This window comes from Streptomyces pseudogriseolus, from assembly GCA_002154585.1.
Lineage (GTDB): Bacteria > Actinomycetota > Actinomycetes > Streptomycetales > Streptomycetaceae > Streptomyces > Streptomyces pseudogriseolus.
In genome coordinates this window covers 1-15,500 of record MUNG01000174.1, presented here as the reverse complement: position 1 = coordinate 15,500, position 15,500 = coordinate 1, and the positions used below count along the sequence as shown (strand labels likewise).

Below are 15,500 nucleotides of genomic sequence, written 5' to 3'. Positions count from 1 at the left end.
GGACATGGTGGCGGACCACCTGGCGAGGCGGCGGATCGGCTACGGTCGCGGCGCGCGCATGAAGTTCGAGCGGGACGAGGTCACGTTCCTGGGCGGCGTCCGGCACGGACTCACCCTGGGCTCGCCGGTCGCGATCATGGTGGGCAACACCGAGTGGCCGAAGTGGGAGCAGGTCATGGCGGCCGTCTCACGGGCGGAGGCGCGCTCCAGGATCGGACGGGCCTCGTCGAAGCCGTACTTCTGCATGCCGGCCAGGTCGGCGTGGCCGGGACGCGGGCGGGTCAGCGGCGCGTTGCGCGCGAGGCCGGCCAGCACCTCCGGGTCGACCGGGTCGGCCGCCATGACCTGCTCCCACTTCGGCCACTCGGTGTTGCCCACCATGATCGCGACCGGCGAGCCCAGGGTGAGTCCGTGCCGGACGCCGCCCAGGAACGTGACCTCGTCCCGCTCGAACTTCATGCGCGCGCCGCGACCGTAGCCGAGCCGCCGCCTCGCCAGGTGGTCCGCCACCATGTCCGTGGTGATCGGCACGCCGGCGGGAAGGCCCTCCAGCGTCGCGACGAGTGCGGGACCGTGGGACTCCCCCGCGGTCAGCCAGCGCAACCTGCTCAACGGTGCTCCTCCGTGTTCGCGCCCCGGTACTGCCCTGCGCACGCTCCTGTCGCGTGCGCGCGCGGCGGGACGGGGTGCGCGGGTCCCGGTCCGCCGTCCTTCGATCCTCCCACGCCGGGCACGGCGTCCGGCCGCCGGTCCACCTGACGGACGGCCGCGATCACCGGTCGGGCACGGGGATCAGACCCGGTCACCGCCCTCACGGCGCGGGGCGTACGGGCCGAGGAAGTCGGCGCCGCTCGGCTCCCGGTCGCCCGAACGGGCGGCGCCACCGCCCTGGTTCCCCGGGGCGTACGGCCCGAGGAAGTCGGCACCGCTCGGCCCGGACGGGACGGGCGCGCCCGTCCGCCGGGCGCGGCGGGCGGCGATCCGGCGCTTCAGCTTGAGCGCCCAGGCCGTCAGGAAGCCGAGCACCACCAGCGCCAGCACGGTGATCTGCACCCGGTCGGGCAGAAAGCCCAGCAGCGACTCGAACATCTGCGTCTTCCAGGACGCCAGCGGCACGCCTGCGGACATGAAAAGGGTCCCCTCCCTCACGTTCCGCCCCCTGCGGAACGAGCAGGGATCCTACCGGGCGGCCAGGGCCTGTTCGCCGGCACGCCGCATGGCCTCCAGCGGGGCCGGGGACCGGCCGGTCATCTGCTCCACCTGGAGCACCGCCTGGTGCACCAGCAGGTCGAGACCGCCGACCACAGCCCCGCCGTACGCGGACCAGCGGGCCGCGAGGACGGTCGGCCACGGGTCGTACAGCACGTCGAAGAGGGCCGCCGGGCGCTCGGGCACCGCGTGGGCGAGGGAGTCGGTGACTCCGGCCGGGGTGGTGCTGACGACCAGCGGGGCGTGCAGGGCCTTCGCGGCGTCGTCCCAGGACGCGATCCGCACGGTGACGTCGAGGCGCTCCGCCCACTGCCGCATCTCGTCGGCCCGGGCCTCGCTGCGCACGTGGACGACGATCTCGCCGGTGCAGACGCGGGACAGCGCGGCGAGCGCGGAGGAGGCGGTGGCGCCGGCGCCGAGGATCGCCGCGGTGTCCACCTTGTCGATGCCGTGCTCGTGCAGGGCCGCGACCATGCCGGGGATGTCGGTGTTGTCACCGGTGCGGCGGCCGTCCTCGGCGAAGACGACGGTGTTGACCGCGTCGACCGAGGCCGCGGTCTCGCTGATGCCGTCGAGCAACGGGATGACGGCCCGCTTCAGCGGCATGGTCAGCGACAGCCCCGCCCACTCCGGACCGAGGGCGTCGAGGAAGCCGGGCAGCGCCTTCTCGTCGATCTCGAAACGGTCGTACGTCCAGCCCTCCAGGCCCAGTTCGGCGTAGGCGGCGCGGTGCAGCACCGGGGAGAGGGAGTGGGCGATCGGGGAGCCGAGCACGGCGGCACGACGGGCGCCCGGCATCAGTCGCCCCTCGACGCGTTGAACTTGTCGACGAGCTTCTGGTGCTCCTCGATGTTCCTGGCGAACTCGGTCTTGTCCATGCCGTCGGTGGCCACGAAGTAGATCCAGCCGTCCGAGGTGGGGTTGAGCGCCGCCTTGATGGCGTCGTCACCGGGGTTGCCGATGGGACCGGGCGGCAGGCCCTTGTTGGTGTACGTGTTGTAGGGGTCGGTGTTGCTGTTGATCTCCGACTCGGAGATGTCGATCTCGCTCTGCCCCTTGAGGTAGTTGAACGACGAGTCGAACTGGAGCTTCTGGTTCGTCTCGGTGTTGGTCGGCTTCAGCCGGTTGTAGATGACCTCCGACATCTTGCGGAAGTCGTCGTGGGTCTTGCCCTCCGCCTGCACCAGGCTGGCGACCGTCACCAGTTCCCAGGGGCCTTCCAGACCGAGGCTCTCCGCCTTGGTCTCGAAGTCCAGGGCCTCGTACTTCTCGGTGGCACGAGCCACCATCTGCTTGAGCACGTCCTCCGGCTTCTGCCCCTTGGCGACGGCGTAGCTGGAGGGGAAGAGGAACCCTTCGAGCGGGTCCTTCACGTCCGGGTGGTTCACGGCCCAGTCGGGCAGTCCGAGCGACTTCCACCTGGTCTCGGCGACCTTGGCCGTGGTGCCCTTCGCGACCTCCAGGCGCGCGTCGATCAGTTCGTAGACGGCCGCGTTGCGCTTGCCCTCGGCGATGATCAGGTTGTCGCGGCTCTTCGGGCTGAGCATCAGTTCGACCGCGCTCGCGGCCGACATCTCCTTCTGGAGCGTGTAGACGCCGTCCTGGATGCTCTTGCCGTCCGGGTTGGCCGCCTGGGCCGCGACGAAGGCGTCGACGCTCTTGACCACGCCCATCTTCTTGAGCACCTGGCCGATGGCGTAGCCGCCGGAACCCTTGGGGATGGTGACGGTGACCTGCTGGCCGTTGCCGGACCCCGCGAAGTCCGGGGCGCTGCCGAAACGATCCTGGTAGAACTGGTAGCCGAAGTAGCCCACACCGGCCAGTCCGCCGCCGAAGACGGCGACGACCACCAGACAGGCCAGTCCGCTGCGCCGCTTCTTCTCCTTGCCGCCGCCGCCCCGGCGCTCGCCGCGCCCGCGCCGGTCGCCCGGCTCGCCGTCGCGGCCGTCGTCGCCGTCACGGCCGTCCCCGTCGTCGTCGCCGCCCGCGAAGAACGCGTGCTCGCCCTGGTCGGGGCCGGGGTCCCAGTCGGTCCGCGGCTCGGGCTCCGGTTCCGGCTCGGGCCGCCGCCGGCCGGGGGGCTCGGGCGGCGGGTAGGCCTCGGGGGTGCCGTAGTAGTCGGACTGCTCGCCGCCGTAGGACGCGGGCTGCTGCGCGTACGGGTCCTGCGGGCCGCCGGCGTAGGGGTCCTGGGGGTAGGAGCCCGTCGGCCAGCCGTTCTGGTCGTACTGCGGCTGCTGATGCTGCTGCTGGTGCCCGGGCTGCTGGGGGTGCTGAGGCTGCTGAGGCGGGTACTGCTGACCGTACTGGTCGTACTGCGGGTACGCCTGATCGCCGTACCCGTGCTGGTCACCCGTGCCCCAGTCGCCGTACTGCTGCTGCGGCTGCTGCGGGTACTGCTGCGGCTGGCCGCCGTAGGACTGCTGGGCCTGTGGGGCGGCCTGCTGTCCTCCCCATCCGCCGTCCCCGTACAACGGGTCGTCCGGATGCCACGGATCGGAGCCTTGGCCCCGGCCATACTCAGTCATCGATCCCCTAGAGCCGCGAGGCGGCGGCAGCCCGGCCACCTGAAGACCACGGCTCCCGTTCCGCCTCTCTTTGTGCGGGGGCTGTTCGAACATCGCCCGCATCGCGCGGAACGTTACCGTATCGCGATCAGATGACCACTTCGACGCCCTCGCCGGGTGGTCTGCCTGACACCCGTTCGGATTCCAGTGCCTGCTGGAGGATGATCACAGCGGCGGCCTGGTCGATGACGGACCGCCCCTTCTTGGACTTCACGCCCGAGGCGCGCAGTCCCTGACTGGCCGTCACCGTGGTCATCCGCTCGTCCACGAGCCGCACCGGAACGGGGGCGATCATACGGGCCAGCTGCTGGGCGAAGCCGCGGACCTTGACGGCGGCGGGGCCCTCGCCCCCCTTGAGGGAGCGAGGGAGACCGACGACGACCTCGATGGGCTCGTACTCCTCGACGAGCTGCTTCAGCCTGCGGTGCGCGGCCGGGACGTCCCGGCCGGGGACGGTCTCGACCGGGGTGGCGAGGATTCCGTCGGGGTCACAGGAGGCGACCCCGATCCGGGCGTCCCCGACGTCGACCGCGAGGCGGCGGCCGCGGCGCAGGGCCGGGCCGTCCGCCTGCTCGTGCGCGGGACCGGTCACCTGGCGGCGTCCGCCACGAGACGCTCCACGGCGTCGACGGCCTCGCCGACGGCGGCCGGGTTCTGGCCGCCGCCCTGGGCGACGTCCGGCTTGCCGCCACCGCCGCCGCCGAGGGTCTTGGCGGCGGTGCGCACCAGGTCGCCGGCCTTGAGTCCGCGCTCGCGGGCGGCCTCGTTGGTGGCGATGACCGTGAGCGGCTTGCCGTTCACGGTGCTGAACAGGGCGACGACGGCGGCCCGGCCGCCCTGGATGCGGCCGCGCACGTCGAGCACCAGCTTCCGCAGGTCGTCGGCGGTGGTGCCGTCCGGGACCTGGCCGGTGACGACGGCGACGCCCTTGATGTCCTTGGCGGACTCGGCGAGGCCGGCGGCGGCCTGGAGCACCTTCTCGGCGCGGAACTTCTCGATCTCCTTCTCGGCGTCCTTCAGCCGGCCGAGCATGGCGGAGACCTTCTCGGGCAGCTCCTCCGAGCGGCCCTTGAGCAGCTCGGTGAGCTGGTTGACCACCGTGTGCTCGCGGGCGAGGAAGTTGTAGGCGTCCACGCCGACGAGGGCCTCGATACGGCGCACGCCGGAGCCGATGGACGACTCGCCGAGCAGCTTCACCAGGCCCAGCTGGGCGGTGTTGTGCACGTGGGTGCCGCCGCACAGCTCCTTGGAGAAGTCGCCGATGGTGACCACACGGACGCGCTCGCCGTACTTCTCGCCGAACTCGGCGATGGCGCCCTGCCGCTTGGCCTCGTCGATGCCCATGACGTCGGCGCGCACGTCGAGGTCGCGGGCGAGCACCTCGTTGATCTTCTGCTCGACGTCGAGCATGACCGTCTGCGGCACCGCGGACGGCGAGCCGAAGTCGAAGCGGAACCGGCCGGGCTGGTTCTCGGAGCCGGCCTGGGCGGCCGTCGGGCCGAGGGCGTCGCGCAGGGCCTGGTGGGTGAGGTGGGTGGCCGAGTGGGCGCGGGCGATGGCCTTGCGCCGGCGGTCGTCGATGGCGGCGTGGGCGCGGGCGCCGACGGTGACCTCGCCGACCTGGACGACGCCCTTGTGGACGTAGACGCCCGGGACCGGCTTCTGGCAGTCGCGGACCTCGATCACGGCGCCGGAGTCGGTGCGGATGCGGCCGGTGTCGCCGATCTGGCCGCCGCCCTCGGCGTAGAAGGGGGTGCGGTCCAGGACGATCTCGACCTCGTCGCCCTCGGTGGCGGCGGGCGAGGAGACGCCGTCGACGAGGATGCCGACGACCGAGGACTCGCCCTCGGTGTCCGTGTAGCCGATGAAGTCGGTGGCCCCGGCCCGGTCGGCGATCTCGCGGTAGGCGCCGAGGTCGGCGTGGCCGGTCTTCTTGGCCTGGGCGTCGGCCTTGGCGCGCTCCCGCTGCTCCTTCATCAGACGGCGGAAGCCGTCCTCGTCCACGGAGAGGCCCTGCTCGGCGGCCATCTCCAGGGTGAGGTCGATGGGGAAGCCCCAGGTGTCGTGGAGCAGGAAGGCCTTGTCGCCGGGCAGCACGCTGGAGCCGGCGGCCTTGGTCTCGGACACGGCGGTGTCGAGGATGTTGGTGCCGGCCTTCAGCGTCTTGAGGAAGGCGTTCTCCTCGGCCAGGGCGACCTTCTCGATGCGCTCGCGGTCGGTGATCAGCTCCGGGTACTGCTGGCCCATCATGCCGATGACGACATCGATGAGGTCCTTGACGACCGGGCCGGTGGCGCCGAGGAGGCGCATGTTGCGGATGGCGCGGCGCATGATGCGGCGCAGCACGTAGCCGCGGCCCTCGTTGCCGGGGGTGACGCCGTCGCCGATGAGCATGGTGGCGGTGCGCATGTGGTCGGTGACCACGCGCAGGGAGACGTCGGAGCCGTGGGCGTCACCGTAGCGGACGCCGGTCAGCTCGGTGGCCTTCTCGATGACGGCCATGGAGGTGTCGATCTCGTACATGTTCTGCACGCCCTGCAGAATCATGGCGAGCCGCTCGAGACCGAGGCCGGTGTCGATGTTCTTGCTGGGCAGGTCGCCGAGGATCTCGAAGTCGTCCTTGCCGGTGCCCTCGCCCCGCTCGTACTGCATGAAGACGAGGTTCCAGATCTCCACGTACCGCTCGTCGTTGACGGCGGGGCCGCCCTCGGGGCCGAACTCGGGGCCGCGGTCGTAGTTGATCTCGGAGCAGGGGCCGCAGGGGCCGGGGACGCCCATGGACCAGAAGTTGTCCTTCTTGCCCAGGCGCTGGATGCGCTCCTTGGGCACGCCCACGACCTCGTGCCAGATCCGCTCGGCCTCGTCGTCGTCCTGGTAGACGGTGATCCACAGCTTCTCCGGCTCGAGGCCGTAACCGCCCTTGTCCTGGGGGGTGGTGAGCAGCTCCCAGGCGAGCTTGACGGCGCCCTCCTTGAAGTAGTCGCCGAAGGAGAAGTTGCCGCACATCTGGAAGAACGTGCCGTGGCGGGTGGTCTTGCCGACCTCTTCGATGTCGGGGGTGCGCACGCACTTCTGCACGCTGGTCGCGCGGTCGAAGGGCGGCTTGACCTCGCCGAGGAAGTAGGGCTTGAAGGGCACCATGCCGGCCGGGACGAGGAGCAGAGTCGGGTCGTCCGCGATGAGCGACGCCGACGGGACGACGGTGTGCCCGCGCTCCTCGAAGAAGCTCAGCCAGCGGCGGCGGATCTCGGCCGACTCCATCAGTGGTCCTCATTCCGGTTGTACGGGTACGTCGGGTACGTCGACTTCTTGGGGCCCTCGACGTACGGGGGGCTGTTGCGGTTCTCGATCACGGCGTAGCCGCGGGGTGCGGGCAGTTCGCGGTCGACAGGAGCGTTCAGTCCGAGCGCGTCGCCGAGTTCGGCCTCGCGCCGGTCCATGTGGTCGCGGACCTCGAGGGCGAAGTCCACCGCGCGGTCCTTGAGCCGGCCGCCGGCCTCGATCGCCTTGTTCGCCGCGGCGACCGCGAGGTGCTCGGGGGTGAGCTGCTTGATCTTGCGGTTGACCTTGGTGGTGGCCCAGACGCCGGCGGCGACGCCGGTGGTGAACCAAAACGTTCGGCGGAACATGGTCGGGTCAGTCCTTCTTTCCCCGGGTCCGCTTGTCGCGCCGTGCGCCCGGGACGGTGCGGCCGACGATCACGTCGCGCCGTGTCCTGGCCGGCGCGTCCTCCTTGCGGCCGCCGATGGCCCGGCGCACGCCGTAGCCGAAGGCGGCGACCTTGACCAGGGGGCCGCCGAACGTGGAGGCCACGGTGGTGGACAGCGCGGAGGCGTTGGAGGTGACCTCCTGGACGTCGGAGGCGATCGCGTCGACCCGTTCGATCTGGGTCTGCGCGGACCGCACCGCCGTGGAGGCGTCCGCCAGCAGAGGGACGGCCTGGTCGGTCACGTCCGCCACCAGCTTGGTGGTCGCCCGGAGCGTCTGGGCCAGCCTCGCCAGTGCCACGGCGAGGAAGGAGACCAGGATCGCCCAGAAGACGGCCACCAGGATTCCGGCCACCTCGCCACCGGACACTGTGTGCACCCGCTCCCTTGAAACGCGCCTGAACATCGAGAAAGTCGTGTGACCGAGCCTATCGCGCCGGTGACGGGTCTCCGTACCGGATTACCGTCCGCCACGGCGCCGGTCCCGGGCGGACGGCCCCGGGGCGAGGACGAGCCCGCCGCCTTCCCGCCCCGGAGGGCGGGAGGACGACGGGCTCGGGATACCGCGTGCCTGCCGGATCAGCGGGCGTAGTACTCGACGACGAGCTGCTCGTCGCAGATCACCGGGATCTCCTTGCGGTTCGGCTCACGGTCCAGGCGGAACGCCAGGCCCTTGAGGTTCACCTGGAGGTAGCGCGGGATCTCACCGTCGGGGGCGAAGCCACCCTCACGGGCGATCGTGAAGAGGGTCTTCTCCTTGCTGCGCTCGCGGACCTCCACGACGTCGTCCGGGCGGACACGGAAGGAGGGCTTGTCGACCTTCTTGCCATTCACCTGGATGTGGCCGTGGGTGACCATCTGGCGGGCCTGGTAGATCGTGCGGGCGATGCCCGAACGCAGGACCAGCGCGTCGAGGCGGCGCTCGAGCTCGATGACGAGGGCCTCACCCGTCTTCATCGAGGTCTTGGCGGCGCGCTCGTAGGCACGGACCAGCTGGCGCTCGGAGATGTCGTACTGCGCGCGCAGGCGCTGCTTCTCCAGCAGACGGACCTTGTAGTCCGAGTTCTGCTTGCGGCCACGGCCGTGCTCGCCCGGCGGGTAGGGGCGGGCCTCGAAGTACTTGACGGCCTTCGGGGTCAGCGCGATACCGAGGGCACGCGACTTCTTGACCTTGGGGCGGGACTGGTTCGCCACTTCTTTTCCTTTTCCTGTTTCGGCTGCCTCAGGGTTACGGGAGGTCGCATCCGCAGTTCGGGAATCCCGGCAGGTCCGCGAGGGACGAGCCAGGCAGCCGCTCCCTGGACTGGGCACATACGTGCAGCACACGAACGGCCCACCGACCGGTCCCGGGACTTACGGGTGGTGGTGGGCTGCCCGCGACACCTACGACGGTGCGCGACGCTCCTGGATCGAAGGATCCGGCTGGTCGTCCCGCCTGAGGCGCCGACCGGAGCCGGACACGGGACACAGCACTTCGCGTGAGTCTACAGGGTGCTCAGGACCGCTTGCGACCGAGGTGCTTCCTGGTCCACTCCACGGCGTCCGCGTACCGCGCCTCGGCGCCGTGCCGGGTGGGCTCGTAGTACTCGCGGTTCTTGAGGGCGTCCGGGGCGTACTGCTGCTCGGCGATGCCCTCGGGCAGGTCGTGCGGGTAGGTGTAGCCCTTGCCGTGCCCGAGCTTGGTCGCGCCCTTGTAGTGGCTGTCGCGCAGGTGCGACGGCACGGGACCGGCCAGTCCCTTGCGTACGTCCTCCAGGGCGGCGCCGATCGCGGTGGTGGCGGCGTTGGACTTGGGGGCCAGCGCGAGGGCGATGGTGGCGTGGCTGAGGGTGAGGGCGGCCTCGGGGAAGCCGATCATGGCGACGGCCTGGGCGGCGGCGACGGCGATGGGCAGCGCGTTCGGGTCGGCGAGGCCGATGTCCTCGCTGGCGGAGATCATCAGGCGGCGGGCGATGAAGCGGGGGTCCTCGCCGGCCTCGATCATGCGGGCCAGGTAGTGCAGCGCGGCGTCCACGTCGGAGCCGCGGATGGACTTGATCAGGGCACTGGCGACGTCGTAGTGCTGGTCGCCGTCGCGGTCGTACTTCACGGCGGCCCGGTCGACGGTCTCCTCCAGCGTTGCCAGGCTCACCTCGGACTCGCCCTTGTCCAGGGCGGCGCCGGCGGCGGCCTCCAGGGCGGTGAGCGCGCGGCGGGCGTCGCCGCCGGCGATGCGCAGCAGGTGGGCGGCGGTGTCGTCGGGGAGGGTGACGGCGCCCTTGAGGCCGCGCTCGTCGGTGAGGGCGCGCTGGAGCAGGTCACGGACGTCGTCGTCGGTGAGCGGCTCGAGGGTGAGGAGGAGGGAGCGGGAGAGCAGCGGGGAGATGACCGAGAAGTACGGGTTCTCGGTGGTCGCGGCGATGAGCGTGACCCAGCGGTTCTCCACGGCGGGGAGCAGGGAATCCTGCTGGGCCTTGCTGAAGCGGTGGATCTCGTCGAGGAAGAGGACCGTCTCCTGGCCGTACCCGCCGGAGGCGCGGCGGGCGCCGTCGATGACCGCGCGGACCTCCTTGACGCCCGCGGTGATCGCGGAGAGCTCCACGAAGCGCTTGTTGGTGGCCTTGGAGACCACGTAGGCGAGGGTCGTCTTGCCCGTGCCGGGCGGGCCCCAGAGGATCACCGAGGAGGGTCCCGCGGGGCCCGAGGAGCCCTCGCCGACGAGTCTGCGCAGGGGCGAGCCCGGCTTCAGGAGGTGCTGCTGGCCCACCACCTCGTCGAGGGTGCGCGGGCGCATCCGGACCGCCAGGGGGCTGCCGGTCGGGTCCTTCTCCTGGCGTTCTTCTGCTGCGGCGGTGAACAGGTCGGGCTCCACGCTGAAACCCTAAAGCACCGCGCCGACAGCCCGGGGGCGGGCGGTCAGCTGGTCCAGAAGTCCCACCAGCGGGTCAGGATCAGCATGCCGATGATGCCGATGTGCAGCACGGGCAGGACCCAGGTGAACTCGCCGAAGAAGCTCTTGAGCCAGGAGGGCGCGGGCAGGAAGCCCTTGCGGACGTTGAAGGACGTCACGTACCAGAACATGATGATCGTGGCGACCCAGGCCAGGCAGCACCACAGGCACAGGGCGTTGATCCGGTACAGGGACTGGAACATCAGCCAGGCGCAGAAGGAGACGCCGAAGAGGGCGCCCGCGTTGAAGGTGAGCCAGTACCAGCGGGGGAAGCGGGCCCGGGCGAGCAGGCTCATGCCGACGCAGACGACGATGCCGTAGGTGACCAGGCCGAGCATCGGGTTGGGGAAGCCGAAGACGGAGGCCTGGTCGCTCTCCATGACGCTGCCGCAGGAGACGACGGGGTTGAGGCTGCACCCGGGGACGAACGTCTCGCCCTTGACCTTGGCCTCGAGCAGCTTGAACTTGTCGAGCGTGATCACCCAGGCGGCGAGCACGCCGGCCGCGCCGGTGATCACCAGGAGCAGGGCGAACGCACGGCTCGCGCCCTCGGTACGGGGCGCTGCCGCGGCTCGCTGCTGCGAGGCGGAGGGTTCTGGCTCCATGTCGACGTCCCTGACTGTCGTCTTGCTCATCACGCCGATTCCGTCACTGGTGAGTGTGGACCTGCTTCGGGCAGGGGTCATTGTGCCGTACGGCCCCCTTCCCGCGCCGTTGGGCCGCGATAAAGGCGTACGGGTGTTCACCCACGGGTGCGGGGTTTCGGCCGGTCCTCGCGGGGCGCTAGTACGCACGTCCGGTGCGGGTCCGGTGCGGGTCCGCCCGACAGGGTGGCGGCCCGAACGCGCGGTTGACGGCACGGGCGCCGGGCCCCCGCGGACGGGGACCCGGCGCCCGGGAACGCGCGTGTCAGCCCAGGCGGGACTCCAGCTCCGCCACGACCTCGTTCACGCCGAACGCCGTCTGCTCGCCGGACTCCAGGTCCTTGAGCTGGACCACGCCCTCCTCGATGTCGCGCTCGCCGAGGATCAGCGCGTACCGGGCGCCCGAGCGGTTGGCCGCCTTCATCGCGGCCTTGAGGCCCTTGCCGCCGTAGGCGAAGTCCGCGGCCACGCCGTTCTTGCGCAGCTCGGTGACCTTCGCGAACAGCACCCGGCGGGCCTCCTCGCCGAGCGGCACGGCGAACACGCTGGTGGCCGCGGGCAGTTCGAGCTCGACGCCCTCCGCCTCCAGGGCCAGCACCGTGCGGTCGACGCCGAGCGCCCAGCCGACGGACGGCAGCGCGGGGCCGCCGATCATCTCCGACAGGCCGTCGTAGCGGCCGCCGCCGCCCACGGCGGACTGGGAGCCGAGGCCGTCGTGGACGAACTCGAAGGTGGTGCGCGTGTAGTAGTCCAGGCCGCGCACCAGCTTCGGGTCGTCCTCGAAGGTCACGCCCGCCGCCGTGACCAGCTCGCGCACCTCCTCGTGGTACGCCTTGCAGGCGTCGCAGAGGTAGTCGCGCAGCAGCGGGGCGTCGCCGAGCTGCTTCTGCACCGACTCGCGCTTGTCGTCCAGCACGCGCAGCGGGTTGATCTCCGCCCGGCGCAGGGTGTCCTCGTCCAGGTCGAGGCCGCGCAGGAAGTCCTGGAGGGCGGCCCGGTAGACGGGACGGCACTCCTTGTCGCCCAGGCTGTTGAGCAGGATGCGGAAGTTCTGCAGGCCCAGCGAGCGGTACGCCTGGTCGGCCAGGATGATCAGCTCGGCGTCGAGCGCCGGGTCCTCCGCGCCGATCGCCTCGGCGCCCACCTGCGAGAAGTGCCGGTAACGGCCCTTCTGCGGGCGCTCGTAGCGGTAGTACGAGCCGGAGTACCAGAGCTTCACCGGGAGGTTGCCCGCCCTGTGCAGGTTCGCCTCCAGCGCGGCGCGCAGCACGGAGGCGGTGCCTTCGGGACGCAGGGCGAGCTTGGTGCCGCCCTTGGTCTCGAAGGCGTACATCTCCTTGGTGACGATGTCGGTGGACTCTCCGACGCCGCGCGCGAACAGCTCGACGGTCTCGAAGCCGGGCGTCTCGATGTAGCCGTAGCCGGAGCCGCGCAGCGGGGCGGCGATCGCCTCACGCACGGCGAGGTACTTGGCGGAATCGGGCGGCAGCAGGTCGTAGGTGCCCTTGGGTGCCTTGAAGGTGCTCACGGAAGTAGTCGTCACATTCCTCGTCGGGGAGCCTCCTGGGCTCCCGGGCCGGCGGCCACCTGCCGCAGATACGGGTTGGTGGCGCGCTCCTGGCCGATGGTGGTCTGGGGGCCGTGGCCGGACAGCACCACGGTCGAGTCGTCGAGCGGCAGGCACACGCGGGCCAGCGAGTCGAGCATCTCGGCCATGTCACCGCCGGGCAGGTCGGTGCGTCCGATGGAGCCGGCGAACAACAGGTCGCCCGAGAACATGACCGGCGGGATGTCGGCCGACTCGGGCAGGTTGAAGGTCACCGACCCCTTGGTATGGCCCGGGGCGTGCGCGACGGAGAACTCCAGGCCCGCCAGCTTCAGCGCGGCGCCGTCGGTGAGTTCCCTGACGTCGTCCGGCTCCCCCACCGTCAGCTCCCCCATGAGCGGCATGCCGATGGCCCGGCCTATGCCCTTCTCCGGGTCGCTCATCATGTACCGGTCGTCGGGGTGGATCCAGGCGGGCACGTCGTGCGCCCCGCAGACCGGGACCACCGAGGCGACGTGGTCGATGTGGCCGTGGGTGAGGACGACGGCGACGGGCTTGAGCCGGTGCTTGCGGACCGCCTCCGCCACACCGTCGGCGGCCTGGTGGCCCGGGTCGATGATCACGCACTCCTCACCGGCGGCGGGGGCGACGAGATAACAGTTCGTCCCCCATGCCCCGGCGGGGAACCCGGCAATGAGCACGATCGTCCTTCGTTTGTGTCGGTACGGGAGGCTTGCGACGGGGCTGCGCCCGTGGTCAGAGCCTACCGGCGCTGCCGATTCCTCAGCGAACCCATATACGGTACGGGGCACACGCAGGCGGTCGGCTCACCGCACGCACGCGTACCGGCCGGCACACGAGACGCATGAGGAGAGAATCCGGTGGTCAGCCAGGAGCAGCGGCGGCGTCAGCTCGCCCGGGAGAAGTTCTTGCGGCAGCAGCAGCGGCGTACCGAGGCGCGGCGCAAGTCGAGGGTCCGCAACGCGGTCGTCGCGTCGGTGCTCGGTGTGACCCTGATCGGCAGCCTCGCGCTGTACACGACGGGGGTGTTCGAGCAGGACGACGACAAGACCAACGCGGCCGCGGAGGTCACGCCGGAGGCCGAGCAGACCGGCAAGGCTCCGGACCCGTGCGAGAAGCCGGCCGAGGGCGCGGTCGAGAAGCAGACGTGGAAGAAGGAGCCGGCGATGTCGATCGACAAGTCGGCGAAGTACACGATGACGCTCGAGACCACCTGCGGGACGATAGACCTGGCGCTGAAGGCCTCGGCGGCCCCGCACACGGTCAACTCCTTCAACTTCCTCGCGGGCAAGGGCTACTTCGACCACACCAAGTGCCACCGGCTCACCACCGCCGGCATCTTCGTGCTGCAGTGCGGCGACCCCACGGGCACGGGCACCGGCGGTCCCGGCTACACGATCCCGGACGAGAACCTGAAGGACGCGAGCCTGAAGAACAACACCTACCCGGCGGGCACGGTCGCGATGGCCAACACCGGGCAGAAGGACAGTGGCGGCAGCCAGTTCTTCCTGGTCTACGAGGACAGTCAGCTTCCGCCCAGCTACACACCGTTCGGCACCGTCTCGGACGCGGGCCTGAAGGTGCTGAAGAAGATCGCCGACGCCGGGGAGAGCACCGGGGCCGGCGACGGGGCGCCCAACGCGACGGTCGTGATCGACAAGGCGACCGTCACCGCTTCCTGAGCCCCAACTGCGTAATTTCGGTCGCGCGGGATGCGGACAGGCATCCCGTCGGTCGCCTATGTTGGCCGTGACGAAACTGTGGACGATGCCCGGGGGAGCGCACAGGCCCCTCGACGGCATCATGTGGAGGAGGCGCTGTGAGCAGCGACCCGTGGGGCCGCGTCGACGAGACGGGGACCGTGTACGTGCGTACGGCCGACGGCGAGAAGGTCGTCGGTTCCTGGCAGGCCGGCTCTCCTGACGAGGCGCTGGCCTACTTCGAGCGCAAGTACGAGGGCCTGGTTGTCGAGATCGGCCTCCTCGAGAAGCGTGTGAGGACCACCGACCTGTCGTCCAAGGACGCCATGGCCGCGATCGACCATCTGCGCGAGCAGGTCGACGCCCATCACGCGGTCGGTGACCTGGACGCCCTCCGGGGCCGTCTGGACAAGCTCGTGGAGCTGGTCGAGGCGCGCCGCGAGGAGCGCAAGGCGCAGCGGGCCCGGCAGTCCGAGGAGGCGCGGCAGGCCAAGGAGGCGCTGGTCGTCGAGGCCGAGGAGCTGGCGCAGTCCGACCAGTGGCGGGCGGCCGGGGAACGGCTGCGGGCCCTGGTGGACACCTGGAAGGGTCTGCCGCGGCTGGACCGCAAGTCCGACGACGAGCTGTGGCACCGCTTCTCGCACGCGCGGTCGGCGTTCTCCAAGCGGCGCAAGCAGCACTTCGCGCAGCTGGACGCGCAGCGCGAGGACGCCCGCCGGATCAAGGAGCAGCTGGTCGCCGAGGCGGAGGCGCTGTCGGGCTCCACGGACTGGGGCCCGACCGCGGCCCGGTACCGCGACCTGATGGCGCAGTGGAAGGCCGCGGGCCGTGCCCAGCGCGAGCACGAGGAAGAACTGTGGAACCGCTTCCGCGGCGCCCAGGACGTCTTCTTCGCGGCCCGTTCCTCGGTGTTCGCCGAGCGTGACGCGGAGCAGGCGGAGAACCTCAAGCTCAAGGAGGAGCTGGCCGGCGAGGCGGAGAAGCTGCTGCCGATCACGGATCTGAAGGCCGCCCGGGCCGCGTTCCGTGCGATCAACGAGCGCTGGGAGGCCATCGGCCATGTGCCGAGGGACGCCCGCCCGAAGGTCGAGGGCCGGATGCACACCGTGGAGCGGGCGATCCAGGGGGCCGAGGAGGCCGAGTGGCGCCGGACCAACCCGGAGGCCCGGGCCCGGGC

The 15,500-nt window shown here is 70.9% G+C and carries 14 protein-coding genes and 2 pseudogenes; 3 read left to right on the top strand and 13 right to left on the bottom strand.

From position 1 onward, the window contains the following. Window positions 1-184: pseudogene (locus CCN29_RS17120) on the top strand (chorismate synthase); the annotation flags it as partial. On the opposite strand, the pseudogene CCN29_RS17115 reads toward CCN29_RS17120, so the two are convergent. The 13 genes and pseudogenes from CCN29_RS17115 to CCN29_RS17055 all read right to left on the bottom strand — a co-directional run. Beyond that, window positions 178-612: pseudogene (locus CCN29_RS17115) on the bottom strand (chorismate synthase); the annotation flags it as partial. The pseudogenes CCN29_RS17120 and CCN29_RS17115 overlap by 7 nt on opposite strands. A 180-nt stretch (window positions 613-792) precedes the next feature. Further along, window positions 793-1,128 carry a hypothetical protein gene (locus tag CCN29_RS17110; protein WP_086682908.1) on the bottom strand — a complete coding sequence of 112 codons (336 nt, stop codon included), beginning with the start codon at window positions 1,126-1,128 and terminating at the stop codon, window positions 793-795. Window positions 1,129-1,179: 51 nt separating this feature from the next. Then, entirely contained in the window at window positions 1,180-2,007 is an 828-nt protein-coding gene (locus tag CCN29_RS17105; protein ID WP_031022811.1) for a shikimate dehydrogenase, read from the bottom strand. Continuing rightward, a complete protein-coding gene (mltG, locus tag CCN29_RS17100) occupies window positions 2,007-3,737 on the bottom strand; it encodes an endolytic transglycosylase MltG (RefSeq protein WP_442538393.1) in 1,731 nt (576 codons plus the stop codon). Before mltG ends, CCN29_RS17105 begins: the two co-directional genes overlap by 1 nt. 127 nt (window positions 3,738-3,864) lie before the next feature. After that, the gene (gene ruvX / locus CCN29_RS17095) at window positions 3,865-4,368 is read right to left on the bottom strand and encodes a Holliday junction resolvase RuvX (RefSeq protein WP_006136173.1); all 504 of its coding nucleotides are present in this window, start codon (window positions 4,366-4,368) and stop codon (window positions 3,865-3,867) included. Further along, window positions 4,365-7,037, bottom strand: coding sequence for an alanine--tRNA ligase (alaS, locus tag CCN29_RS17090; protein WP_086682902.1), 2,673 nt, complete (start codon window positions 7,035-7,037; stop codon window positions 4,365-4,367). Before alaS ends, ruvX begins: the two co-directional genes overlap by 4 nt. Further along, window positions 7,037-7,405, bottom strand: a complete 369-nt coding sequence (locus CCN29_RS17085; RefSeq protein WP_086682899.1) for a hypothetical protein — start codon at window positions 7,403-7,405, stop codon at window positions 7,037-7,039. Before CCN29_RS17085 ends, alaS begins: the two co-directional genes overlap by 1 nt. A gap of 7 nt (window positions 7,406-7,412) precedes the next feature. Beyond that, window positions 7,413-7,862, bottom strand: a complete 450-nt coding sequence (locus CCN29_RS17080; RefSeq protein ID WP_086682896.1) for a DUF948 domain-containing protein — start codon at window positions 7,860-7,862, stop codon at window positions 7,413-7,415. A 200-nt stretch (window positions 7,863-8,062) separates the two neighbouring features. After that, window positions 8,063-8,677: a 30S ribosomal protein S4 gene (gene rpsD, locus CCN29_RS17075; protein WP_006136177.1), complete on the bottom strand. Its 615-nt coding sequence runs from the start codon at window positions 8,675-8,677 to the stop codon at window positions 8,063-8,065. Between the two features lie 301 nt (window positions 8,678-8,978). Further along, window positions 8,979-10,334: a replication-associated recombination protein A gene (locus CCN29_RS17070; protein ID WP_006136178.1), complete on the bottom strand. Its 1,356-nt coding sequence runs from the start codon at window positions 10,332-10,334 to the stop codon at window positions 8,979-8,981. 44 nt (window positions 10,335-10,378) lie between these two features. Further along, window positions 10,379-11,047, bottom strand: coding sequence for a vitamin K epoxide reductase family protein (locus CCN29_RS17065; RefSeq protein ID WP_006136180.1), 669 nt, complete (start codon window positions 11,045-11,047; stop codon window positions 10,379-10,381). A gap of 274 nt (window positions 11,048-11,321) precedes the next feature. Further along, window positions 11,322-12,584 (bottom strand): histidine--tRNA ligase, encoded by a 1,263-nt coding sequence (gene hisS, locus CCN29_RS17060; protein ID WP_031022802.1) that lies wholly within the window; start codon window positions 12,582-12,584, stop codon window positions 11,322-11,324. A gap of 11 nt (window positions 12,585-12,595) precedes the next feature. Next, a complete protein-coding gene (locus CCN29_RS17055) occupies window positions 12,596-13,303 on the bottom strand; it encodes an MBL fold metallo-hydrolase (RefSeq protein ID WP_006136182.1) in 708 nt (235 codons plus the stop codon). Between the two features lie 180 nt (window positions 13,304-13,483). Between CCN29_RS17055 and CCN29_RS17050 the strand changes: the two genes are divergently transcribed. Together CCN29_RS17050 and CCN29_RS17045 are read left to right on the top strand one after the other, a co-directional pair. Then, window positions 13,484-14,305, top strand: coding sequence for a peptidylprolyl isomerase (locus CCN29_RS17050; RefSeq protein ID WP_006136184.1), 822 nt, complete (start codon window positions 13,484-13,486; stop codon window positions 14,303-14,305). A gap of 137 nt (window positions 14,306-14,442) precedes the next feature. Continuing rightward, window positions 14,443-15,500, top strand: a 1,058-nt coding sequence (locus CCN29_RS17045; RefSeq protein WP_086682893.1) for a DUF349 domain-containing protein, incomplete at its 3' end; no start/stop codon positions are given.